Origin of the sequence: Reyranella sp., assembly GCF_004297405.1 — a bacterium.
GTDB lineage: Bacteria > Pseudomonadota > Alphaproteobacteria > Reyranellales > Reyranellaceae > Reyranella.
The window spans coordinates 51360-76343 of the sequence record NZ_SCVC01000035.1 but is presented as its reverse complement, the minus strand read 5'-3'; the positions used below and the strand labels follow the sequence as shown (position 1 = coordinate 76343).

19 protein-coding genes are annotated in these 24984 nt (G+C 62.5%); 7 read left to right on the top strand and 12 right to left on the bottom strand.

Going from position 1 to position 24984, the window contains the following annotated elements; genetic code table 11:
- Positions 1-40 precede the first annotated feature (40 nt).
- On the top strand, positions 41-1087 hold the full coding sequence (gene arsB, locus EPO50_RS23035; protein WP_296347892.1) for an ACR3 family arsenite efflux transporter: 1047 nt from the start codon (positions 41-43) through the stop codon (positions 1085-1087).
- A 390-nt stretch (positions 1088-1477) separates the two neighbouring features.
- Here the strand turns inward: arsB and EPO50_RS23030 are convergent, their stop codons facing one another.
- Complete coding sequence (locus EPO50_RS23030) at positions 1478-2095, bottom strand: trans-aconitate 2-methyltransferase (RefSeq protein ID WP_296347890.1); 618 nt, start codon at positions 2093-2095, stop codon at positions 1478-1480.
- Positions 2092-3051 (bottom strand): selenoneine biosynthesis selenosugar synthase SenB, encoded by a 960-nt coding sequence (senB, locus tag EPO50_RS23025; protein ID WP_296347888.1) that lies wholly within the window; start codon positions 3049-3051, stop codon positions 2092-2094. The genes EPO50_RS23030 and senB overlap by 4 nt, the downstream gene beginning before the upstream one ends.
- Here senB and senA point away from each other — a divergent pair.
- Positions 3050-4372, top strand: coding sequence for a selenoneine synthase SenA (gene senA, locus EPO50_RS23020; protein ID WP_296347887.1), 1323 nt, complete (start codon positions 3050-3052; stop codon positions 4370-4372). The two genes, senB and senA, sit on opposite strands and share 2 nt — an antisense overlap.
- A gap of 10 nt (positions 4373-4382) precedes the next feature.
- Here the strand turns inward: senA and EPO50_RS31565 are convergent, their stop codons facing one another.
- The 3 genes from EPO50_RS31565 to EPO50_RS23010 form a co-directional block, all read right to left on the bottom strand.
- A complete protein-coding gene (locus tag EPO50_RS31565) occupies positions 4383-4814 on the bottom strand; it encodes a sulfite exporter TauE/SafE family protein (RefSeq protein ID WP_367268059.1) in 432 nt (143 codons plus the stop codon).
- 489 nt (positions 4815-5303) lie between these two features.
- A complete protein-coding gene (locus tag EPO50_RS23015; RefSeq protein ID WP_296347885.1) occupies positions 5304-6125 on the bottom strand; it encodes a DUF6531 domain-containing protein in 822 nt (273 codons plus the stop codon).
- Positions 6126-6813: 688 nt separating this feature from the next.
- The gene (locus tag EPO50_RS23010; RefSeq protein ID WP_296347883.1) at positions 6814-7764 is read right to left on the bottom strand and encodes an AraC family transcriptional regulator; all 951 of its coding nucleotides are present in this window, start codon (positions 7762-7764) and stop codon (positions 6814-6816) included.
- 248 nt (positions 7765-8012) lie between these two features.
- Between EPO50_RS23010 and EPO50_RS23005 the strand changes: the two genes are divergently transcribed.
- The 4 genes from EPO50_RS23005 (at position 8013) to EPO50_RS22990 (ending at position 13852) form a co-directional block, all read left to right on the top strand.
- On the top strand, positions 8013-9776 hold the full coding sequence (locus EPO50_RS23005) for a ShlB/FhaC/HecB family hemolysin secretion/activation protein (RefSeq protein ID WP_296347881.1): 1764 nt from the start codon (positions 8013-8015) through the stop codon (positions 9774-9776).
- 177 nt (positions 9777-9953) lie between these two features.
- Positions 9954-10844, top strand: a complete 891-nt coding sequence (locus EPO50_RS23000) for a CPBP family intramembrane glutamic endopeptidase (RefSeq protein ID WP_296347880.1) — start codon at positions 9954-9956, stop codon at positions 10842-10844.
- A 291-nt stretch (positions 10845-11135) separates the two neighbouring features.
- Positions 11136-12284: a serine hydrolase gene (locus EPO50_RS22995; protein WP_296347878.1), complete on the top strand. Its 1149-nt coding sequence runs from the start codon at positions 11136-11138 to the stop codon at positions 12282-12284.
- 35 nt (positions 12285-12319) lie between these two features.
- Positions 12320-13852 carry an alpha/beta fold hydrolase gene (locus EPO50_RS22990; RefSeq protein WP_296347876.1) on the top strand — a complete coding sequence of 511 codons (1533 nt, stop codon included), beginning with the start codon at positions 12320-12322 and terminating at the stop codon, positions 13850-13852.
- Between the two features lie 594 nt (positions 13853-14446).
- On the opposite strand, the gene EPO50_RS22985 is transcribed toward EPO50_RS22990, so the two are convergent.
- The 7 genes from EPO50_RS22985 to EPO50_RS22955 form a co-directional block, all read right to left on the bottom strand.
- The gene (locus EPO50_RS22985; RefSeq protein WP_296347874.1) at positions 14447-14767 is read right to left on the bottom strand and encodes a hypothetical protein; all 321 of its coding nucleotides are present in this window, start codon (positions 14765-14767) and stop codon (positions 14447-14449) included.
- A gap of 454 nt (positions 14768-15221) precedes the next feature.
- Positions 15222-15938: a peptidylprolyl isomerase gene (locus tag EPO50_RS22980; RefSeq protein ID WP_296347873.1), complete on the bottom strand. Its 717-nt coding sequence runs from the start codon at positions 15936-15938 to the stop codon at positions 15222-15224.
- The gene (narI, locus tag EPO50_RS22975; protein WP_296347871.1) at positions 15935-16651 is read right to left on the bottom strand and encodes a respiratory nitrate reductase subunit gamma; all 717 of its coding nucleotides are present in this window, start codon (positions 16649-16651) and stop codon (positions 15935-15937) included. The genes EPO50_RS22980 and narI overlap by 4 nt, the downstream gene beginning before the upstream one ends.
- A 12-nt stretch (positions 16652-16663) precedes the next feature.
- Positions 16664-17287, bottom strand: coding sequence for a nitrate reductase molybdenum cofactor assembly chaperone (narJ, locus tag EPO50_RS22970; RefSeq protein ID WP_296347869.1), 624 nt, complete (start codon positions 17285-17287; stop codon positions 16664-16666).
- 10 nt (positions 17288-17297) lie between these two features.
- Complete coding sequence (gene narH, locus EPO50_RS22965) at positions 17298-18830, bottom strand: nitrate reductase subunit beta (protein ID WP_296347866.1); 1533 nt, start codon at positions 18828-18830, stop codon at positions 17298-17300.
- A complete protein-coding gene (locus tag EPO50_RS22960; RefSeq protein WP_296347864.1) occupies positions 18830-22585 on the bottom strand; it encodes a nitrate reductase subunit alpha in 3756 nt (1251 codons plus the stop codon). Before EPO50_RS22960 ends, narH begins: the two co-directional genes overlap by 1 nt.
- A 42-nt stretch (positions 22586-22627) precedes the next feature.
- Complete coding sequence (locus tag EPO50_RS22955) at positions 22628-23863, bottom strand: nitrate/nitrite transporter (protein ID WP_296347863.1); 1236 nt, start codon at positions 23861-23863, stop codon at positions 22628-22630.
- A gap of 295 nt (positions 23864-24158) precedes the next feature.
- On the opposite strand from EPO50_RS22955, the gene EPO50_RS22950 reads away from it, so the two are divergent.
- Entirely contained in the window at positions 24159-24953 is a 795-nt protein-coding gene (locus EPO50_RS22950; protein ID WP_296347861.1) for a hypothetical protein, read from the top strand.
- Positions 24954-24984 lie beyond the last annotated feature (31 nt).

The following is a 24984-nucleotide window of genomic DNA, read 5'->3' as shown; positions in this document are numbered from 1 at the left end:
TAGGCGGGATTTTTTTAGGATTGAGCGGGAGACAGCCGGAATGTCCCTTTTTGAGCGTTACCTGACCCTCTGGGTCGGGCTGTGCATCTTCGTGGGCGTGGTTTTGGGCCACCTGTTTCCGGCGGCCTTCCATGCCGTCGGCTCCGCCGAGCTGGCCCACGTCAACCTGCCGGTCGCGATCCTGATCTGGCTGATGGTCATTCCCATGCTGATGAAGGTGGATTTCGGCGCCATCGGCCATGTGCGCCGGCATTGGCGCGGCATCGGCGTGACGCTGTTCATCAACTGGGCGGTGAAGCCGTTCTCGATGGCAGCGCTCGGCTGGCTGTTCATCGGCTATCTGTTCAAGCCCTGGCTGCCAGCCGAACAGATCGACAGTTATATCGCGGGCCTGATCCTGCTCGCGGCGGCGCCGTGCACGGCCATGGTGTTCGTGTGGAGCAATCTTTCGGACGGCGAACCCGACTTCACGCTGACCCAGGTGGCACTGAACGACTCGATCATGGTCTTCGCTTTTGCGCCGATCGTCGGGCTGCTGCTCGGCCTCTCGGCCATCACCGTGCCGTGGGAGACGCTGCTTCTGTCAGTGGGCCTCTACATCGTCGTGCCGGTGGTGCTGGCGCAGATCCTTCGCCGCAGGGCGCTTGCAAGCCAGGGCCAGGAGAGCCTCGATCGGTTGCTGGCGCGTATCCAGCCGGCGTCGCTGATCGCGCTGCTGGCCACGCTGGTTCTGCTGTTCGGATTCCAGGGCGAGCAGATCATCGCCCAGCCGATGATCATTGCCCTGTTGGCGGTGCCGATCCTGATCCAAGTCTATTTCAACTCGGGCCTGGCCTATCTGCTGAACCGCGCGACAGGCGAGGAGCATTGCGTCGCTGCGCCCTCGGCGCTGATCGGCGCCAGTAACTTCTTCGAGCTCGCGGTCGCCGCGGCCATCAGCATCTTCGGATTCTCGTCAGGCGCGGCGCTGGCGACTGTAGTCGGCGTTCTGATCGAGGTGCCGGTGATGCTCTCGGTCGTGAAGATCGTGAACGCGAGTAAGCGCTGGTACGAAAGCGGCTCAGCCGTCGCCCGCCGCCGTGTATAGGGAGGGTAGGCAAGCGCGAGTCTTTGGATGGCAATTCCCGCTGCTCTCCTCAGAGGAGCTTGCGGTTGGGGCAACTCCATACCTTGGCTGTACCGCACCCTGCTGGTAACGGGCGAAGAGGAAGGCCCGCCGCGGAATGCGCCGGATCAATGCCGGCTATTCGTCGCCTGATGCGCATCCTCATCCGCATCAAACGATTCGCCCTGTTTAGGTGTAGGTCTCGGCATCGCCGCCTTCCTCGCCATCCCCCGCAACTGCCACTTCTGCCGGTCCGCGGCTGAGAGGTCGACGACCCTGCGCCAGTATGCCTGAGGCGTGAATCTCGCGCACATACAGGCAGTCTGGCAGGCCCCCGACTAGCCTCTCGCAATTTGTCGGCCCGCAGACCTCCTAACGCCGTTGCAAGACGGTCCAGGCGAAACTCTGATCAGCTCCCCACGGAGTGGTGTGGTGCTCGGATGCACTGGATATTAGCCGGAAAGACGGCCAGAGCCGATCGGCCAGAGATTGCGAGCTATATCGCTGCACCGGCAGGCCGCTGCATTTGTCGGGGCCGTCCGGCGCAAACGTCGCGAAGATCGCAATCGCCCACGGCGCCGTCGCTGCCATGAGCGTCGCTAGATAAACCTCCTGTTGGGACGCCTCTACGAGAAAGTGGAAGACGGCGCGATCGTGCCACACGGCCCATCGGCGCGGCGGAGTCCAGGCCAAGAGGTCTGCAGCAATCCAGGCGACATTGCCCGCATGCACCTCACCCAGCCGCACCTTGGCCTGATCCAATGCCGTTTCGGCGATATCGAGGACGGTGAGATCGACATAAGCCGATGCCAGCAAACCGTCGACCAGCGTGGACGCCCCGCCCCCGACATCGATGATTGGCACTGTGTGATCAGGAGCGGCCGAACGGATGAGCGCCAGGGAGCGCGACGCATTCGGCTGGTACCAACTCACGTCCGTCGACGCCTTGGTCGTGTAGACCTCTTCCCAGTGTTCGTGACGAGCCGTCATGGGTGTCCTATTTCCTTAAGCAGGCGTCGCCACGCAGCAATCTCGCGCGCGGGTCGAAATAGTGGCGCACGACGAGCCAGGGCCTTGCCCAGGCGAGCGACAAAGGCGGGCTCCCGTTCCAGTCGTTCGAGCAATCGCGCAAGCTCCCGCGTATCGCCGACGGGGAAGTAACCGGGATAGTCGGCGCCGAGCAGCCCGACATTGCCGTCAATGTGCGACGCCAGTACGGGTACGCGGGCAACAGCGGCTTCCGAGATCACGTTGGCGCCCCCCTCGCTCATGGAAGAAATCACCATCGCGTGGCTGCGCGCGAGGAGGCTGCGGACGGCGGCTGCTGGCACGTCGTCGTGCCAGCGGTAGCGCCTGTTGGATTTCATTTCCGCCCGCGCGCGCGCCGCCCATTGGCGCGAATAGGCGCGGCCGACTTGCTCGATCCGGACGCGGCTTGCAGGCGGTAGAAGGCGGGCCGCCTCTGCCGCCCTCAGCGGATCCTTCACGTCGCGCAAGTGGCCGATCACCGAGACGATCACAGCCCGCGGGCTCGGCTTTCGGGGGCGCGATGGTGGCTTGGCGGATTGATGGATGATGCGAAGGCGCTTGCGGAGGTGCTTGGGGACGACGCGCGGCGCATAGTCGTTTAACGCCACCAACCGCTCCGCCAGATTCATCGAGCGTAGCGTCGGTTCCGGATCTCTATGCAGGTAATCGTAGATGTCCGTGCCGCTCAGCTGCAGGATGACGGGAAGGGTGGGGTATTTCGCTTTGAAGCGTTCGATCGAGACCGAGCTGCGCCAGGCATGCACGGCGACCATGAGGTCGGCAGGTTGTCCGTCATAGTCGGACGCCAGACGGACCCGGTGCCCCAGCCCGCGCAGGATGCGCGCCCAGCGCATGGCGGCAACACGATTGCCGGTGCGTTTGGTAGGTCCTTCGGGTGTGATAAGAACGATCCTCATGGACCAACGCCATGCACATCGCCCGACCAGCGGTGTTTCCGCTGCCGAAGTCGTTGCGCAACTGCGCGAGGTCCGTCATCGCACCCTGCGCTTGACGGAAGAAATGTCATCGGCGGAATTGATGGGGCCGCGGCTCGACATCGTCAATCCCGTGCTCTGGGAAATCGGCCACGTCGCGTGGTTTCATGAATACTGGACGCTCCGCCATGCTCACGCGCGCGCGCCACTGATCGAGCGCAGCGACCGTCTTTGGGATTCGAGCGCCGTCGCCCATGCCACACGCTGGCACCTCGACCTGCCGGACCGCGCCGGCACCTTCTCCTATCTCGCCGACGTGTTGGCGCATCAGGAGGACCAGCTCCAACACACGCTCGATGACGAGACGCGCTACTTCTACGATCTCGCGATTCGTCACGAGGACATGCATGTCGAGGCGCTGACCTATACGCACCAGACGTTGGGGTTCGCGCCGCCCTCTGGATTGGGCGGCTCCCGTGGGACGCATGACGGGCCACTGCCCGGCGATGTCGCGGTACCGGGAGGACGCTGGCGCCTCGGCTCCACGGCAAATGATGGCTTCGTCTTCGATAATGAGAAGTGGGCGCACGAAACGGTGCTTGCCCCTTTCCGCATCGCACGGGCTCCTGTCACGAATGCCGATTTCGCCGCCTTCGTCGAAGAGGACGGCTACGCGGTTCGCGAGTTCTGGAGCGATGCCGGCTGGGACTGGCGCCAACGTCGCAATGCCGAGCGGCCAATCTACTGGCAGGGCAAACGGGACGGCGTCTGGAGCGTCAGGCGTTACAACGGCACCGAGGAATTGTCGCCGCACGCACCGGTCTGCTTCGTGTCGTGGTTCGAGGCCGATGCTTGGTGTCGTTGGGCGGGCCGTCGCCTGCCGAGCGAAGCCGAATGGGAAGCCGCAGCGATCGGCCTTCCCAATCAGGACGGTTCCCGGCTGGCCGAACAGCGTCGTCGCTGGCCGTGGGGCGATGCGCCTCCCTCGCCTGCCATTGCCAATCTCGATTTCGTCTTTGACGGTCCGGTGGATGTGGCGTGCTGTCCGGATGGCGACAGCGCCTTCGGCTGCCGGCAGATGATCGGGAACGTCTGGGAATGGACCGATTCGGACTTCCTCCCCTTTGAGGGCTTCGAAGCCGATCCGTATCAGGATTACTCGCGGCCCTGGTTCGGCAGCCGCAAGGTGCTTCGCGGCGGCTGCTGGGCGACCAGCCCGCGCATCGCCCGCCCGGCTTATCGCAACTTCTTCACGCCCGACCGCAACGATGTCCTGGCGGGCTTCCGGTCCTGCCCGCGCTGAAACTGCGCAATCACCTGGTCATCAGACGGAAGCCTGCGAAGGAAACGACGGCCGCAAGGGCGAGTCGGATGGCGCGTTCCGTCAAAGAGCGCTGGGCGAGTAGCGTCCCCATCACCGCGCCAACGAGCGCCACGCTGACAAAGAGAGGAAAATCGGGCGCGGGGTGCTGGCCCGCGAAAAGGACCCCGGCCAATCCAGTGATCGAATTGCCCAGTATGAAGGGCGCCGATAGTCCGGCAACGCGCCCGACGGTTGCCCATCCGAGTACGATAAGAGCCGGCGCCAGGAATATCCTGCCGCCAATACCCGTGATGCCAGACAGCAGGCCCGCTGCCACACCTAACCCTGCCAACACTATCGAAGACGGAGAATGCAAGGCAGCTACTCCCTTAGGACGAACCACCATGAGGACTGCAGCGGCAACGAGCAGCGCGCCGGTCACCGTGCCGCTGGAGGAGACAAGAAAGTCTGGCTAGCCGCCTTGTGCAGTGAGATGACGCAATGTGTCTAGTATCGCTGTTCGTCCCGCCAGCCGAGTCGTAGGTATTGGTTACTGTGGCCGTTAAAGGAAATGCGGGTGCATAGATTCGGCGCAGCAGATTGCTTGTTCCCGAAGGATATTCAAATTTTGTCGCCTTGCCGCTGACATCGGTGACTTGCACCAGATTCTTGAAGCCATCGTAGCCATACTGAACCGAGCGCACCCCGTCAGAGACGCTGGTCAAGTTCGATCCGGAGTACCCAAAAGTCAGAGTCCGGCCCATGCCATTATTGACGGAGCTCAGGAGCTTAGAGGCACCCGTTCCGGAATAGGCAAAGGCCACTGTGTTGCTGTTTCTATCGGTCCAGGACGTGATGAATCCATCGCCATCGAACGCACTGACGGTCCCTGTCTTGCTGGTCAGCGTGACGGCGCTGCCAAGCCCGACAACTAGAGTGGAACCGTCACCTGGCGGGGGGCGTAGTTAGCGCCGCCCGTCAAGGTAGGGATCTTTACGAACTTCTTGGTGCCTTCATTTGTGGTGACGGTTACTGCGTTATTTACCAACGCGTCCATCAACCAGCTCGCCGACAACGCCGCGGTCGCCATGTTGACAAGGTTAACGGTGCATGGGGTGTTGATGTCCTTCATGACGTAGAAGACGACGATCGTCGGCACTGCCGCGACCGGATTGTACTGACCAAATCCGGCGTAACTGTCACTGTCGATGCGAGCGGAGAGCATGAGATTGTGGCGCCAGCCATAACCCATTGGCCCATTGATCCGGACGTTGTCCGAATCATAGTTACGCTGCAGGCTCAGACCGAACGGAAACTCGGCCGATCCGATCTTGAGGTCCTCCTTGTTGTACAGGAAGCTGCCCGTGAGGAGGTTTGTCGGGTCGATGCCCGTTGGCGGCGGAGTTTGGAAGGCGTTCGTTGCCGGATAAGAGAACTCGGATATGGATCCATAATCGATGTCGATCGTCCAGACTCCATACCCGCCTTTGTAACCTCCCGAGATGAGGTACCTCGTGGCGTAATAGAGAGGATCGATGGTCGCGGTGAAGTAGCCACTTCCCTGCCAGGAGCCGACGGTGCTGGTGCCGTTCTGAGGGACCAAGACGTTACCGTTGGGGTTGGCTGCGAGATAGGCGCCCATGGAATCCAGTTCGGCGGTACTCCAACCCGTCAGGTGCGGACGGACACTTGCCCAGTTCGTCGGCGTCGCCTGAATGAAGCCGATACCGCCTTGGTTCGCGTAGTCGAACATGCGGGCCGTCGACAGCTCAGAACGGGCTCGCGAAGTGTTCAGTTCGTACGCGGGTGCCATGAGGGGGCCGAAGCGATGGACAGACCTTTGGAGCGCAGGCCACACGGTTTCCGCGGTGAAGAGCGTGATCTCTACTCCAGAGCTTATTGACGAGATTGCTCGAGAGTACTCGGCCGCCCAAAATGCCTCCGAGCGCATGCTTGGCAAGGCAAAGGTCGCTTAAGCGCTCGCGATCACTGCTTTTTGGCGTTCGGGTAGAACGAGCGAAGGATTCGCTCATTGAGGAAGTACCCGTACGCGAAGAGATGCCGATGACCTAAGCTGGGACAACCAGCACCTTTGCTATCGGATAGCCTCGCCAAACCCGACTCCACTGTTACCAACCGGCCTGGGACTTTGAGAAGTGAGCGAAATCACTGGTTGGCCGAGAGGCACGGGGTAGAAAATCTACCCAATTTCAATCCTCTCGGGGACGCCATCCCTGTGCTAAAAAAAGGAACTTCTGCGCACGACTTTGGAGCGCCGTTTTGGTGGCCCATCGGCCAAGCGCTTGCGCATCTCCAGGGACAATTTGCCGAGCTTGTCTACTCTCAGACCTAGACTGTGCGCGACGTGATCAGCCAATCGCCTGCGCATGCCGTTGTCGTCGTCGAGCAGGCTGGCAGCGAAATGAGTACAGAATATAGGCCTAGCCCAGGTGTTGCCGTGGCGGTGCGCCGTAACGCGCCGTGAAGGCGGTGATGAAGTTCGACACATGGTTGTAGCCGACGCGGAAGGCCACATCCTTCAGAGAGGCCTGCTCGGCCAGCAGCACATTGCGCGCATGCGCCAGCCGCTCGTTGCGCAGGACCTCGAACACCGTTGCCCCGAATAGCTGGCGAAAGCCCATGTTGAGCCGTTTCTCGCTGAGGTCTGCGCCGAGCGCCAACTCACCCAGGGTTGGCGGCTGGTGCATGTCGGCAAGGAGCCGGCGTCTGGCCTCGTGCACTGCTTCGCGCTCGCGCGCCGACAGCTCCCGCTGCTTCCGCCCACGACGTTGCTGCTGGGCGGCAGCGGCCTGTAGCGCCAGGAGCTGAATCACCACCCCCTCCATCATCAGCGTGCGCAACGGTCCATTCAGTTCAGTGCCGAAAAGGCTACGCGCGACAGTGCGCATAGCGCGGTTGCCGCGCACCGGCGCGACGCGGCAGGTAGCGACGTCGGGCGCGAGCAGGGCCCGCAATAGCTCCGGCACCTCGCCTTCGAACAGGCGCACGATGCGCTCGATGTCGAGACTGAAGCCCACCGAATGGAACTTGGAGCCGGCCTCGGCGCTATAGGCGGCGCGACCGGTGGGGGCCCGAAACAGCACTGCCTGATCGGGTGTCGCATGGATGCGCTGACCGTCGAGAAAATCGATCTCGGCGCGCCCGGCGATCGTCACGTGGCTGGACACCCACTGGCCGGGGCGTTCGCCGCGTGGTTCCACGGTGAAGTCCTGGTGTGCCTCGGTGTCGGTGAGGAAGAGTCGCAGGCCAGGGCCGATCAGCATCCGTTCGACGGTACCGCGCCACTTCTCATTGTCCACGCGGATGAGTTCGCCGAGGCGTATGACCCGTTCGCCCGTCTCTTCACGTAACAGCCACTCTACGTTCGACATGTAGGCTCTCGGTCCGCTTCGATGCCACGCAGCTTCTGCTCATATGCAATGAATTTGCAGTGGGTGCAAATTGTGGCCGCATGCCATGCGGTACGCATTCGGACGTTCGCCACACGTCCGTCGGTAGCGAACCCGACGGCGCCGTGCCGGTGCGCAAAGTCATTTGACCGGCGCGCATATAACGCAGCACCGGATTTTTCGCGCACGGCGCGGTAGCTGTTCTTGCATGGAGCTAGTTGGGGAAGTGAGTGGACCAGTCTGGCAGCCGCGAGGATGCGATTGTATTGGATACGGGGGGTGCGACGCCAGATCGTAGTGGCGGGCGGCGTGCAAATGCAGAAACGTTTCTTCGATCTTTAGCCTTCATCGTTTCATTTCTGTTCGCGCTTCTACCGCTGATGTCCGCCGCGCAGACCCCGGGCGGGGTTCCGTTTCAGGTCACCATCGACCAGAATGCCATCATGCGGCAGTACGCGCCGCCGCTTACCCGGCCGAAGTCACTAGGTGGCACCATGGGTGCGCCAATTGCCGGCATTCCTGCCGAGCAGTTGGGGGAAACGAGTTTCCGTCTGGCTTCGGTCGACGTTGAAGGCGCGATAACGCTCAACCCGTCATTTTTTACGCCCCTCTGGCGGGGCCTGATCGGCAAGCAGATTACGCTTCTCGATATCAAGGCCGTCCTGGAAGGCATCGAAGATATCTATCGGCAGAACGACTATCGAGCCGCTGCCATCGTGCCGCGGCAGGACTTCGCTACCGGGCGGATCACGATCGTCGTCTACGAATTCTATATCAAGGAACTGCTGATCAAGGGCGATGCGAAGCGACTGCGGGGACGTCTCGACCCTTTTTTTGATCGCATCACCGAGATGCGACCGATGCGGGCGTCGCTGGTCTATCGCTATCTGTTGCTTGCAGAGGATCAGGCGGGCATCTCGATCTACGGCGAGGTCGTCAGGATCGACAATGAGCCGGGCGCGATACGCATCGAGCTCACCATCACCTTCAAACCCGGCAACTTGACGTTGGGCCTGGACAACTATGGCCCTAAGGATGCCGGACCTTTACAGGCGCAAGCAAATGCGCGTGTGAACGACATCTTCGGCATGTTCGAATCGACGGACATCCTGGTCGTCACCAATCCGGCGGCGCCGGATCAACTCGCCTTCGTGAACTGGGCGCAACTGTTTCCCATGGGCACGACCGGATTCAGCTTCAACTACTTCGTCGGCCAGTCATGGTCGGCGCCTGGCGGATTGTCGCGATTGGTTCAGCTCAACTCGAAAGTGCTGAATTTCGGTGCCAGCTTGAACTACGCGCTCTTGCGTTCGCAGGAACGCAACGTAATCCTGAACGCCGGCGTGTTCGGAAACGATTCGAGTGTCGATATCCTGCAGCAGGCGGTGACGCGTGACCGAGCACGGTGGGTGGCGATCGGCGCCAAGTACGACGACGAGTTGTTCGGCGTGAAGTTCATCCTGAATCCGGGCTATCTGAAAGGGGTAGATGCCTTCGGCTCCAATCTCCCGAACGACACCTACAATTTCGCTGCGCTGACCTTGAATGGCGTCTTGACGGCAAACCTGACGGACACTCTGTCCGCCAAGGTGTTGTTCAACGGGCAGCTTGCCCTTACGACCCTGCCGGCGGCCGTCATTGCCACCTATGGCGGCCTGGGGTTCGGGCAGGCGTTCGATCCCGGCGCGATTGCAGGCAACAGCGCCGTGCTGGTATCCGGAGAGCTGGCTCATACCATTCCGACGGGTCTCTCCTGGCTCCAGGATTTCAGCCTCTTCGCCTATGGCGACTATGGCGCCGTTTGGAATCCGCCGGGGGTCGCATATCCATATGCCTCGCTCGCATCGTTGGGGTTCGGCGTGCGGGTCGGTATCGGGGAAAGGCTGATCGCAACGGGACTTGTTGCACAGCCGCTTTGGTACGATGCGGAACTGGCCGCGATCGGGATCGAGCAGCAGACCCGGTACAGGTTCACGATCGGATTGCGTTTCTGATCGTTCTTTCGGAGAGCCAAGTGGTGAGGTCACATCGTACCCGCGGTTCAGGTCATGGCCGAAGAAAATCCCGAAGGGGCTTTGAACGGCACGGAAGTGCAGCGATCCGGGGCAGTAGTGTCGCCGCCGCCGCCAGGACATCGGGCGGAGTTCGGAGCCAGTGCAGGGGGAGTCATCATGTCAGTCGACAAGGCAGCTGCCGGACCGGCGGCTGATCGCGGCCTGATCCGTCAGCATCCGCTGGTCGCGTATTTCGTGATCGCCTGCGCCGTGACCTGGTTCGTGGAGGGGCTGTTCGTGCTTTCGCGGGAGGGCCGCGGGGTTCTGCCGTTCACGGCGCCGATGAGCTTCGCCATGGCGACCGGCATCGCCACCTCCCTGGGGCCGGCCTCGGCCGCGTTCATCGTCACCGCCCTTACCGAGGGGAGGGAGGGCGTCGATCGGCTGCTGCGCAGGATCGTGCAGTGGCGCGTCGGGATCTTCTGGTACCTGTTCATCTTCATCGGCCTGCCGCTGCTCCAGACCATCGGCACGATCGTCCTGCCGGGGATCTGGGCCTCCGCCACGCCGATGGACGTCGTGCCGGAGCTGCTGTCCTACGTGGTGTTCTTCATCTGGCCGGCACTGATCGCCGGCGGCCCGTTGGGCGAGGAAATGGGCTGGCGTGGCTATGCGCTGCCCCATCTGCAGGCGCTCCACGGACCGGTGAAGGCGAGCCTGATCCTGGGCGTGCTCTGGGCCTGCTGGCACATGCCGATCTGGTTCAGCGGGCAATGGACGGTGCCCAGCGTCCCCAACATTGCCGCCTACATCGTCTGGATCACGGCCGTGACCGTCATCTACACGTGGGTGTTCAACAATACCGGCGGCAGCGTGCTGATGGCGATCCTGCTGCATGCGTCGATGGACGCATTTCCCAATGCGATCCTCTGGGCTCACTTTCCAGACGCGACCCGTATGACCAGCATCGGCATCCTGAACGGCTATCTCGCGCTCGTCATCGGCTTCGGCGGATTCGCGCTGCTGCTGATCGTCTTCACGCGCGGCCGCCTGGGACTGCGCTCGTGAGGGGCCGCACGATGCGCCGGTGGCTGCCGGGCTTCAGCCTGCTGGTCTACGGCGACTACGGAGCGGCATGAGACCTGTCAGGCTCCGGCTACGCCTTCGCCTCGGTTGCGTCGCTCACCTCGATCGGCTTCGGCCCCTGTATCGCCATCGGCGAGCGCCTGGTCGCGTCCGCGCTGGTTGCCCAGCCGCTTACCCACGATCCCGATCTAGCCGCACTCGGGGTCGAGCAGACGACACGCTACCTTTGACGGTGGCGCTACGCTCTTGAATCTCTCGACGAGGAACCATCGAATGAAGTGGCCGAATTCGTACAGAGCTCTTTCGCGCCGGCACCTGGCGTTCGGATTTTCGACCCTGTCGCTGCTCGCTCTCGCTTCGGAAGCCCGCGCCAAGCCGTTCGACGCCAGCCAGCGTGCCTTCGTCGAGCGCATCCTACAGCGCGAGGTCGACAATGGCATTGTTCCCGGCATCGCCTGGTCGATCGGTGACCGCAGCGAGACGCTCGCCGAGGGCGCGGTTGGCCGGCGCGCGGTCGCGCCGGACAGCCCGATGCGGCCATCCACGCATTGCCCGCTGGCCTCGGTGAGCAAGCAGTTCACGGCCGCCTGCGTCCTGCTGTTGCGTGACGACGGCAAGCTCTCGCTCGACGCACCGCTTTCCGCCTACCTGCCTGACTACAAGTATGCGAGCCGGATGACCTTGCGCCAGACGCTGACGATGACGAGCGGCATCCCGGTCGACGCGAGCTGCGAGGCGCCGGTCCAGAACCGCGTGGACGACAAGACGCTCGTCGCCAATCTCAACGACATGAAGCTCGATTTCGAGCCCGGCGCACACTATGCCTACAGCAACTGCGGCTACGACCTGGCCGGGGTCGTCGTTGCTCGGGTATCGGGCATGCCATTCGATCGCTTCATCGAGGAGCGCATCTTCCGCCCACTGGGGATGTCGTCCTCCTATATGCTCGGCAACCGCCACGAGACGGACTTCGCCGAAGGCTATGCGGCACAGGGCAGCGGTTGGAAGCCTGCGCCACTCACGCCCGGCGACCGCTTGTACGCCTCAGGCAATCTCGCCTCCACGGTGGGCGACATGCAGCGCTGGAACCGCGCCATCCTGAATGCGGCCTTGCTGCCCCGCTCGACGCTGAAGGAGATGTTCACCGTGCCGGAGCTCGGAAGCGCGGCGCGCTCCATCTACGCGGCCGGGCTCTTCATCGAGCCAAACGGAGCGATCTGGCATGCAGGTGGGCTGGCCGGCTACGGCAACGTCAACATGCTGGTGCCGGCAAGCGGCCATGCCATCACCCTGCTCGGCAACACCGTGCCGCACGGTCGGTGGAAGCCATGGGATGTCGCCCGCGAAATCTACAACGCGCTGGCGTTGGGGCCAGCAATGGCCGCCTTCGAGCCGATGCGGGCGACCACGTTGCCGAAATAGGCACCGGAACGGTACCTGAAGATCGAGGGTCTTTCATGAAGGGCAGCCCGTACCGGAGTCTCCTCGCCTCGGTCGCGACGACCGCTGCCCTGTTCGCCCTGCCCGCCGGCGCCGCGACTTTCGAGCCGGGCGAATGCCCCAAGACCAACGACTCGGTCGCGGCGCTCGCGCAGGCACGCTGCGGCTGGCTGACCGTGCCGGAGAATCGCACCAAGGCGGACAGCCTGCCGATCCGCCTGCCGGTGGTCATCCTGGCGGCGCGCGCCAGGCAGGGCGCCGATCCGATCGTCTACATGGAAGGTGGACCGGGCGGTCCGGTGCTGCCGTCGGCCGACGTCATGGTCGCGGCCAACATCAACGCGACCCGCGACGTGATCATGCTCGGCCAGCGCGGCTCGCTCTATGCCAGGCCGTCTCTGATTTGCCCCGAGGTGGACGGTACTAACGCTCCCATGGTGGGCGTGATGCGCAACGGCCCCGAAGCCCGCCAGCTCTACGTTGACGCGAACGAGGCCTGCCGCAAGCGCCTCGTGGCGCAGGGTGTCGATCTCGGCGGCTACAACACCACCGAAAGCGCGACCGATTTCGCCGAGCTGCGTCAGGCGCTGGGCATCGCTGAATGGAACGTGCTCGGCGTGTCCTACGGCACCGACCTCGCGCTCACCTACATGCGCCAGCATCCAGAAGGTGTGCGCAGCGTCACTCTCGATTCAGTGCTGCCAAACTTCATGGCGACGATCGCCGTGTTCTGGACGATGCAGCGCGAAGGCCTCGACGCTATCTTCGCGTCGTGCGCCGCCGACCCGGCCTGCCATGTGCGCTATCCCGATCCGATGGGAACGCTGGCCGCTCTGGTGCGGAAGTACGAGGCGACGCCGTACCGCAAGCGCGTCGCGCCGGTTCTGGTTCCTGGCGACAAGCCAGAAGCCGGCGCCGAGCCGGTCGACGTCGTGGTCGACGGCGCCGCGATCGCCTATTGGGCGGGTGGCGTCAGTGAGCTGTTCGGCAGCCGGCTGCCGACGCTGCTCTACGATGCCGCAGGCGGCAGGATGGACGACGTGGCGGCCTCGATCGCGGCCATCGGCTTCACCCACACGACCGAGCCGCTGAGCTTCGGGCTGCTCAACGGCGTGGTCTGCAGCGAATGGGCGCCCTATGAGCCGGCCGACAGCGTCCTGGCGGCCGGCAGGAAGGCTTTCCCCGGCTACCCTGACTCGGTCCTGTCGCAGTCGCCTCAGTTTCCGTTCATGAAGGACATCTGCAAGGCTTGGAAGGTCGCTAGGGCGCCGGCTTCGCAGCGCGAGGTGACGCGCAATGCCATCCCGACCTTGGTGATTGCCGGCAGCTTCGACGCGCTCACCTCGGCGCACGCCGCCGCCGAGGCTGCCAAGCCCATTCCCGGCAGCACCCTGATCGTCCTCCCCGGGAGCGGCCACTATGTCCTGCCCAAGTCGGAATGCGCCCGGAAGGTGATGGCGGCATTCATCGCCGAGCCCAGGCAGAAGCCCGACGTGAGCTGCGTGGCCGACCTGAAGGTCCCCGCCTTCGGCGACCCGCCGAACCGGTGAGGCCGCAAAGCAATCCGGGATCGCCCCTGGAGACAGGAGAGGAGAGCCAAGCTCGTCTGCTCCGGGACGGTGAACGGATGCAGTCGGCAAACCCGCCGTTCACCGAGTATCCGGTGTTCTGCTACTCGGCGCAGAGTGTCTCCCAGTCTCCAAGACTTGGCGGGATTCGAACTCACGACCTCTGCCTTCGGAGAGCAGCACTCCAGTTCTCTCTTTTGACTACTCCGGGCACGCCATTTTTTTGCAGGCTGGCTCATGCGGTTGGGTAGTCATACCCCCATGGTCTACGTCGCGCTGAGTGTGGCGGTAGCGCTTACAACTGCCACTTGTATTTGGACTGGATTTCGGCGCGGAGCACACCGATATCTATTCCATCAATAACGAACCGATTCACACTGCCAGAGTTGCCCAAGAAAATGCCGATGCCGGCCTTCGCCAGGACCTCGCCGGCCCGCGCGAGGCTGCTCGCCGGAGATCGGATCCGGTGAGTCTGGTGCCTAGGCGCCGTAGCCCGCGCACTTGTAGAGCTGTCCGCTCGTGACTCTTCACCTCCGACGGCGGGCGCGATTCATATGAGCGGGCGCTTGGGCGCGATCAGCACCGCGCGGTGCGGTTACGGTAGCCATCGTAGTACTGGCTCCCGCACATCACCTGCTGCTGAACGACGTCGTCACGATATCCGTTCTGGCCGCGGTTCGTCACGGTCACCGTGGCATAGCGACGGCCGTCCCCCTGGTTGTACCAGCCGTAGTTCCTCTGCTGATTGACATAGCCGCTGTTGTAGTACGGGTTGTTGTAGCCCGCCGGTGCCGGCTGATAGTAGCCGCGCGGCGCGGCGTAGTTGTCGCCTTGGCATGCCGTCCCGGCGATGCCTATGCCGACAACGAGCATCGGTTTCAGAAAGAGCTTCAACATCTCTATTTCTCCAAACCAAGATGTTTGAACGTCCCCATTGCTCGAGCATTCTGTCTTCTTAAAGACGGAAAACGGTCTGGGGATCGGATCGGTTCCGGTCTATCCCTCAGGCGCAGCCGGCCCCTTGGAAGCCCCATTGGTAGGGCGCCAGAAGTGAGGAACTCGCGGCGGTCTGCTTGGCCTTGGCGACTCCAGGGAACGGCAGCGTGGCAAAGCCTCGGCATGGCGTGTCGGACGCGTACCGAGGTACCGCGCCAAAGTTCCCTCATCCCAATCTAGGGCGTTCGGGATAGTTCTTTTCCTCACCTTTGAGGGTTAGCGGCAAGCCGTCTCTATTCAGAAGAGAGAGCTTCTGCAGACGAACTTGAAGGGCAAGTTCGCACCTCATTGTTGACAGGATGTTAACCGGCGGAGCCGTTGGAAAAGCACTGCCCGCAGGATACGTTTCGAGAAGCTATTGCACCAAAGGCGAACTCGCGGCGTCGAGTTTGGCGCCGATGATCTCGGCCTGGCCGGCCAGGATCGAGATATATTGCCTGAGAGCGTTTTCCTCGACACTCGCCTTTAGTGTTTCCGCGATTTCGTCGTGCACTGCTTCGAAGGGCAGCCGGTCTCCGGGAATGGTCCTGTCGACGGCCACGATGTGGAAGCCGTAGCGGGTCTTGACCAGTTCGGGCAGCACGCCGGCAGCACCGAGTCGGAACAGGGCTGCTTCAAATTCCGGGACCGTGTCGCCACGGCCGATCTGGCCGAGATTGCCGTCCTGCTGGCCGGACGGACAATTGGAAAGCTCGGCGGCCAACGCGGCGAACCTGTCCGGTTCGGCCAGGAGTTGATTCAGTGCCTGTTCGGCGCGGGCGCGGATTTCAGGGATGTGGACGGCCGGGGTCACCTGGAAAAGGATATGCCTTGCATGCACCAACTCCCCGCTGGCGAAAGCTTTCCCATGCGTCTCGTAATAGCGACGACATTCAGCCTCCGTCGGCGCCGGCACCTTCACCTCGTCGGCGAGCAGTTTCTCGATCGCTTCCGTGATCGCCTCGTCGTCGACCTCATTCGGGGAAAGCAATTCGACCGCCACCGCCCGTTGCCGTAGCAACTCACGCGCTGCTGCCAGTTCGGTGGAAGCATCCGCCGATACCACCGCCAAGCCATTGACCGAGACGATCATGACCGCGCCGACTCCTTGATGATCTTCTTGCGGGTGCGCACGATCTGATAAGGGCGGACGAGATAGGCAAGTGTCCCAGCCCCGCTCCAGATATGGATCATGCGCGTGAAAGGAGAGACCAGGAACAGGCTGAAGCCGAGCAGTATGTGCAGCTTGTAGGTCAGGGGCACGTCGATCATCAGCGCCGCAACGCTGACATCCAGCGTGACGATGCCCTTCACATAGCTGGTCAGCGTCTCGAACAGCACGCCATCCATATGTGAGGCCGACAGCGGCACGGTGAGCAGGCCAAGCGCCAGCTGGCACCACAGCATCAGCACCACGGCAATGTCCCATTTGCGGCTGTTGAGGCGAATGCGCGGATCCGACAGGCGCCGCCAGATCAGCATCGTGAGACCGATGATGGCGATGGCGCCGGCAATGCCGCCCACCACCATGGCAAGCAACTGGTGGGCGATCGGCGACAATGCCCAATCGACCATCCAATGCGGGGCTAGGAAGCCGACAAAATGACCGAAGATGACGACCAGAATGCCATAGTGGAACAGGTTGGAGCCGATGCGCAGCCATCCTGCGCGCAGCATCTGCGAGGAATCGCTTTTCCAGGTATAGGGGTCGCGGTCGAAGCGGATCAGGCTGCCGAGCAGGAGCACGGCGAGACAGAGATAGGGATAGATGCCGAAGAGCAGCGTGTTGACATAGGGGTTGGACACGGGCGTTCCTCCCTAAGGTACGGGGCGGCTGGAAGGCGCAGGCTCGTCGAAGGCCGGCCGCTCGAACCAGTCGCGGTCGAGCGCCTCGTGGCGCTCCTTCATGGCCTTTACTCTGGATGCATCGACCGGGCTTTCGCCCGCGATGACGAGCAACGCCTGCAGCACTGCGGTGTAGCGGCTTTCGCGGCCGATCAGCGAGCGGGCGATCGAACGCAGGATATGCGCGCAATCGGCCAGCATCTCGCGCGCCTCGGCAAGGCTGCGCAGGCTGAGATACTCGAGCACCACCGGCAGATAGTCCGGCAACTCGCTTGCTGTCAGTTCGTAGCTGGCGGCGCCATAGAGCTGTTTCAGTTCGACCATCGCCGATCCGCGATCGCGGCTCTCACCGTGCAGATGCTCGAACAGATGCAGCGACAGCGCTCTGCCTCGGTCGAACAGGTCGACGTAACGCTCCTCTGCTGCAAGCTGATCGCCACGCCCGATTTCGTCGATCAGGGCGAGCAGCGCGTCGCGCTCGCGTGGAGCAACCAATCGCGAAGTCCGCACCACTTCGGCGATCTCCGGCAGAGCTTCGCGCATCTCCTCGGTCGGATAGGAAAGCAGCGCGCTGAACGCCTTGAAAAGGACGGTCATGCAGGCCTCCTCAATTGTCCAGCGGGCGCATCGGCGTGATCTTGCGTTGACCCATCTTGCCGCCGAACAGGCTGGAGGGTGACGGACCATGATCGCAGCCATCGCCGAAGGAGAAACCGCAGGCCCCTTTCAGGCCATAGGCGTCTTCCGCGTCCTCACGGTGGCTGGTCGGGATGACGAAGCGGTCCTCATAGTTGGCGATGGAAAGGTAGCGGTGCATGTCTTCGACCTGGGCCAGGCTGAGACCCGCCTGTTCGAGCACTGCCATGCCATCGCCCTCGCCGAGCTGGCGCTGGCGATAGTGGATGCGCATGGCGAACAGCCGCTCCAATGCCGTCACGACCGGCTCCTCGGCGCCGGCGGTCAGCAGGTTGGCGAGGTAGCGCACCGGGATGCGCAGCGAACGTACGTCCGGCAGTTCGCCCACGGTATCGATCGCGCCGGCATTGGTATGCGACTGGATCGGCGACAGTGGAGGCACATACCAGACCATCGGCAGGGTGCGGTATTCAGGGTGCAGTGGGAAGGCGATCTTCCAGTCCACCGCCATCTTGTAGGCGGGCGAGTGCCTCGCCGCTTCCAGCCAAGCATCCGGCACGCCATCGGCGCGCGCCTGTGCCTGCACCGCCGGATCGTTTGGATCGAGGAACAGCTTCAGTTGCTCCTCGTAGAGGTCCTTTTCATCCTCCACCGACGCCGCCTTCTCGATGCCGTCCGCATCGTAGAGCAGCACGCCGAGATAGCGGATGCGGCCGACGCAAGTTTCGGAGCAGACGGTTGGTTGGCCGGCCTCGATGCGCGGATAGCAGAAGATGCACTTCTCCGCCTTACCCGAGCTCCAGTTGTAATAAATCTTCTTGTAAGGGCAGCCGGAAACGCACATGCGCCAGCCGCGGCATTTGTCCTGATCGATGAGGACGATGCCGTCCTCCTCGCGCTTGTAGATCGAGCCGGACGGGCAGGATGCGACGCAGGCCGGGTTGAGGCAATGCTCACATAGCCTCGGCAGATACATCATGAAGGTGTTTTCGAACTGGCCATAGATGTCCTTCTGCACGGCCTCGAAATTGTAATCCTGCGAGCGCTTATCGAATTCGCCGCCGAGGATCTCCTCCCAGTTCGGGCCCCACTCGATCTTCTCCATCGGCTTGCCAGTGAGCAGCGACAACGGCCGCGCCACCGGGGTCGTCGGCGACTCCTTCGCGTGCTGGAGATGCTCGTAGTCAAAGGTGAAGGGCTCGTAATAGTCGTCGATCTCGGGCAGATGCGGATTGGCGAAGATCTTGGCCAGGATCGATAGTCGGCCGCCCTGCTTGGGCACGATCTTGCCGTTCTTCTTGCGCTTCCAGCCGCCCTGCCAGCGTTCTTGGTTCTCCCAATCCTTGGGATAGCCGATGCCCGGCTTGGTCTCGACATTGTTGAACCAGGCATATTCCATGCCCTGGCGGGACGTCCAAACCTGCTTGCAGGTCACCGAGCAGGTATGACAGCCGATGCATTTGTCGAGGTTCATCACCATCGCGATTTGGGCACGGATCTTCATCAGCGGACCTTCCTGTGCGCGGTTTCGGTGGAATTGCTGTGGTCGAGCCAGTCGACCTTGCGGAGCTTGCGCACGACGACGAATTCGTCGCGGTTCGAACCGACGGTGCCGTAGTAGTTGAAGCCGTAGGAGAGCTGGGCGTAGCCGCCGACCATGTGCGTCGGCTTCAGCACCGCGCGCGTCACCGAGTTGTGGATGCCGCCGCGCAGGCCGGTGATCTCGGAGCCCGGTACGTTCACGATCTTCTCTTGTGCATGATACATCATGCACATGCCGTCCTTGACGCGCTGGCTCACCACCGCGCGCGCGGCAATCGCGCCGTTGAGGTTAAACAGCTCGATCCAGTCATTGTCGACGATGCCAACCTTCCTGGCGTCGTTTTCCGAGATCCACACGATCGGCCCGCCGCGCGACAAGGTCAGCATCAGAAGATTGTCGGTGTAAGTCGAGTGGATGCCCCACTTCTGGTGCGGCGTGATGAAGTTGAGCACGATCTCCCTCTCACCGTTGGAACGCGCGCCGATCATCTCGGCGGCCGAGCGGGTATCGATGGGCGGTCGGTAGACGGCAAAGCCTTCACCGAAATCCCTCAGCCAGCGATGATCCTGATAGAATTGCTGGCGGCCGGTGAGCGTGCGCCACGGGATCAGCTCGTTCACATTGGTGTAGCCGGCCGTGTAGCTGACATGCTCGCTCTCGATGCCCGACCAGGTCGGCGAGGAGATGATCTTGCGCGGTTGTGCCTGGATGTCGTGGAAGCGGATCTTCTCATCCTCGCGCTTCAGCGCCAGATGGCTATGGTCGCGCCCCGTCACCTTGCCGAGCGCCGCCCATGCCTTCAACGCCACCTCGCCATTGGTTTCGGGTGCCAGGCAGAGGATGGTCTCGGCAGCATCGATGTCGCTGTCGATGCGCGGCCGCCCGTTAGTTGGTCCGCCGTCGTTGATGCGATAGTTCAGCTCGCCGAGACCGGTAACCTCGTCGCCGGTCTGCCAGGAAATTCCCTTGCCACCATTGCCGAGCTTGTCGGCAAGCGGGCCGAGTGCAGTGAAACGCCGGTAGGTGTTGGGATAGTCCCGTTCGACCACCGCGATTTGCGGCGCCGTTACGCCGGGAATGAGTTCGCACTCGCCCTTCTTCCAGTCCTTCACGTCGAAAGGCTGAGCAAGTTCGCCAGGTGTGTCGTGCTGGATTGGGGTCAGGACGACGTCATGTTCGACGCCCAAGTGACCGACCGCCAGTTCGGAGAACTTCCTGGCAATGGTCTTGTAGGTTTCCCAGTCGCTGCGTGCCTCCCACACCGGGTCCACCGCCGTCGACAGCGGATGGATGAAGGGATGCATGTCGGAGGTGTTGAGGTCGTTCTTCTCGTACCAGGTGGCGGTCGGCAGCACGATGTCGGAGTAGAGGCAACTCGTCGACATGCGGAAGTCGAGTGTGACGACGAGGTCGAGCTTGCCCTCCGGCGCTGGCTCGTGCCAGGCGACCTCTTGCGGCTTCGCCCCGCCCATTTCGCCGAGGTCCTTGCCCTGCAGGCCATGGCGTGTACCGAGGAAATGACGCAGGAAATATTCATGCCCTTTGCCCGACGACCCGAACAGGTTGGAGCGCCAGATGAACAGGTTGCGCGGGAAGTTGGCCGGATTGTCGGGATCCTCACAGGCCATCGACAGCGCGCCGGATTTGAGGCCCGCCACCACATGGTCCTTCACCTCGGCGCCAACGTTGCGCGCTTGCGCTGCCACTGTCAGCGGATTGACGCCGAGTTGCGGCGCCGAGGGCAGCCAGCCCATGCGCTCGGCCTTGACGTTCATGTCGATCATGCTGCCGCGATAGGGCGCAGGATCGGCGAGCGGCGATAGCATCTCGGCGACATCGAGCCGTTCGTAGCGCCACTGGTCGCTGTGGGCGTAAAAGAAGGAGGTGCCATTCATCTGCCGTGGCGGACGCGCCCAGTCGAGCGCGAAGGCGAGCATCGTCCAACCCGTCTGCGGGCGCAGTTTCTCCTGGCCGACATAATGCGCCCAACCACCGCCTGAGACGCCTACGGTTCCGCACATCATCAGCATGTTGATGATCGAGCGATAGCCCATGTCCTGGTGGTACCAGTGGTTCATGCCGGCCCCGATGATGACCATCGAGCGGCCCTTGGTCTTGGCGGCATTGCCGGCAAAGCCGCGCGCAACGACGATCGCCTGCTCCGCCGTAACGCCAGTGATCTTCTCCTGCCATGCCGGCGTATAGGGCGCGTTGTCATCGAAGCCCTTGGCGCAATCGCCACCCAGTCCCCTGTCCAATCCGTAGTTGGCGCAGAGCAGATCGAACACGGTAGCGACGTAGGTTTCGCCGTTGGCAAGCTTGAGGCGGCGCGCGGGCACGTTGCGCTCCAGGACGTCGCCGCCTTGTTCGTTCGCGGTGAAGTGCTCAGTCGCCTTGCCGCCGAAATACGGAAACGCCACGGAGACGATTTCATCCTTGCGCTCGAACAGGCTCAGCGCCAGTTGCACGTCCTCGCCGGTCTCGCCGTCCTTCGGCTCGAGGTTCCAGCGGCCTGTCGGCTCGCCATCCTTCGGCCAGCGATAGCCGATCGACCCTTTCGGGATAACGAGATCGCCGCCGTCCTCGGTCGTCGCCACCGTCTTCCAGGCAGCACGATCCGATTTCGGCGCATGCGGCAGGTCGCTCTGGCGCAGGTATCGATCCGGTACGAAGCGCTCGCCGTCCTTGCGCAGCGTGACCAGCATCGGCAGGTCGGTGTAGCGGCGCGTGTATTCCTGAAAATACGGCTCCTGACGATCGAGAAAGAATTCGCGCAGGATGACGTGCCCCATCGCCATGGCCAGCGCCGCGTCGGTGCCCTGCTTGGGATGCAACCAAAGATCGGCGAACTTGGCGACCTCGGCGTAATCCGGCGTCACCGCGATCACTTTGGTTCCGTTGTAGCGGGCCTCGACGAAGAAATGCGCGTCGGGTGTCCGCGTCTGCGGCACGTTCGAACCCCAGGCGATAATGTAACCGGAATTGTACCAGTCGGCGGATTCCGGCACGTCGGTCTGCTCGCCCCAGGTTTGCGGGCTGGACGGCGGCAGATCGCAGTACCAATCGTAGAACGAGAGCAGCGTGCCGCCGATCAGACTGAGATAGCGCGCGCCGGCTGCGTAGGAGACCATCGACATCGCCGGGATCGGCGAGAAGCCGATGACGCGGTCGGGCCCGAACGTCTTCACCGTATGCACATTGGCCGCGGCGATGATCTCGCTGACCTCATCCCAGGTCGAGCGCACAAAGCCGCCATGGCCGCGCATCGACTTGTAACCCCTCGCCGTCTCCGAATTGCCGATGATCGCGGCCCAGGCCTCGACCGGCTCGTGCGCCTTGCGCGCCTCGCGCCAGGCCTTGATCAAACGCCCGCGCACCATGGGATACTTGATGCGGCTCGCGCTATAGAGATACCAGCTGTAGGAGGCGCCGCGCGAACAGCCGCGTGGCTCGTGATTGGGCATGCCCGGGCGCGTGCGCGGATAGTCAGTCTGTTGCGTTTCCCAAGTGACGACACCGCTTTTGACATAGATCTTCCAGCTGCAGGAGCCGGTGCAGTTCACGCCATGGGTGGAGCGCACGATCTTGTCGTGCTGCCAGCGCTGCCGATACCCTTCTTCCCAGGTGCGGGCCTCGTCACGCGTTTCGCCGAGCCCTTCGGAGAAAGGTTCACGCTTCCTCGAAAGGTAGGTGAGGCGCTCCAGGAAATGGCTCATTCGGCTTTCTCCTTTGGCGGCCAGCCAGGCGATGGCAACTGACTATGTCCTGGACGGCTGCCCCATCACCGGAACACGGCGTACTTCAGTCAGATAGTTCAGGAACAACGATACCGAGACGATGCCATAGAGCAGCATGAAGCAGCTCGAATTGAAGCCCAGCCAGTCGCGCAGGCCACCGAACATGATTGGCAACAGGAAGCCCCCGAGACCGCCGACCATGCCGACGAGGCCGCTGACCGCACCCATGTTCTCCGGGAAATCGTCGCCTATGTATTTGAAGGTCGAGGCCATACCGAAGGCGAAAGCTACGCCCACGACAAAGAGCAGCGGGGTGAACATCCACGGCGATAGTGCGATGGTGAAGTCGCGCGAACCGTCGATGGTGCGGATCGAAAAGTCTGTATGGGGATAAGACAAAAGGAACAGTGCGATCCAGCCCGTCCACAACACCCACCAGGTGATGTTGTGAGCGCCGAACCGATCCGACAATAGACCGCCGACGGCGCGCAACAGGCCGCCGGGCAGCGAGAAGCAAGCGGCGAGCAGTGCAGCCTGCGCAACAGCGAAGCCATACTCGCTGACGAAATATTGTGGCATCCAGATCGACAGCGCCGTGAAACCGCCGAACACGATCGAATAGTACTGGCAGTATTTCCAGACACGCCTGTCCTTCATCACCGCTAGCTGGGCGCGAAACGATGCACCGCCCTTGCCCGCACCTGGATCGGGCGCGGAGAGAAGCCAGAAGAGGACGGCGGTGGCTGCAAGCCCCGCCGCGTAGACACGCGGCACCGCCTGCCAGCCATAGGCGTTCATGATCGCAGGCGCGACGAACATGTTGAGCGCAGCCCCCGCCGTGCCGGCTCCGAAGAAACCCATGGCAAAGCCGCGTCGATTGGCTGGAAAGAACCGCGCCACATACGGAGTGCCGACGGCGAACGAAGCGCCGACGAGACCGAGTGCCAAGCCGAGCAGCAGGAACTGCCAGAGCGCGGTGGCATACGACGCCAGGAACAGCGGGAAGGCGCAAACCAGGAGCAGGAGTGTCATCAGGATGCGGCCGCCGATGCGGTCGGTCCAGATGCCGAGCGGCAAGCGGAACAGCGAACCGGTCAACACGGGCGTTGCGGTCAGCAAGCCGAATTCGGTGGCGTTGAGTTTCAGTTCCTGCCGTATCGGGATGCCGATGACGCCGAACATCATCCAGACCGCGAAGCAGATCATGAAGGCCCAGGTGCTCACCAGCAAGACGGTGATGCTGCGTCCGTTCGACATGCGCCCTCTCAGACAATGTCCCGGTCCGCGACTCGAAGAATACCGCCGCCTGAAAGACTAAAATGCGCCAGCGTTCTCGTAGGGTCGCCGCAACCGTTGGAGCCTTCAGGTCACACTATGCGGAGAATGCTTCTGTTTGACAATATGCTGGGACTTCGTTGGGCTTCTGTTGCGATTATCAACCGCCCGGCTCTTTCTTTTAGCCGCTCCGGTTCGCCATTTCTGGTACTGTCCGCAATCGCTCTGTCGCTTCAACTCAGCATCACGCCAACGCGTCAATCGAAGGATAGCCAGGATGCCTGGACCCAATCCGGTTCTCGCGAAGGGCGCCCTTATGGCGAGCCATATCTACTCCACCGCTGCTGAAGCAGGGCCGAAGTTCCGGATCGACGAAGCGATCGTGGATGGAGACCTCGGCAACCTCGCCAAGATCGCTATGAAAAACGACGCCTATCTCAAGGAGCTGATCTCCAAGGCTTCGGGTGGCAAGCGCGCCGTCCTGGGCAGCGCGAAGGGGCTGCAGTTCTTCATGATCAAGGGCGGTGGCGAGGGATTCCTCGACCCTTACTACTTCGGAAAGGACGCCAGCCGGTTGATGATCGCTGGCGGCACGACGACCAGCAGCTCGGGCGGCGTGACCATGGTCTTCGACAACAACGACTTGCTTGCGGTGTTCGATCATACCGGCAAGCTGATCGGCTCTGCTTTGCTCCAGCGCCCTATATCCATCACCGATCCAAGCCGCAAGAACCCGCATATGTGGACGGAGCACACGGCCAACAGAGTCTACGATGCCTGGGATGGTCGGCCGGTGACGCTCTATCGCAACAAGAACTTCGATATCCAGTATTTCGGTCTGATGATCGACGACAGTCTCGGCTGGTATGACAAAGGTCGGGTCAGGGTGGACTTGCACAAGCAGGAGGCCACGAACGGCTGCATTTTCATCGTCGATCCAAATACGCCACCGTATTCGGACAAGGCAAAGCTCAACATGTTCGAGCCTCAGCTCATCAAGGACATCCAGACCCACATCCGTGCCACGGCCAAGTCGAACATCGGCACCATGTATGTGATCAAGATTATCTAGCGGACAAAGAAAAAGCGGCCCGTGCGGGCCG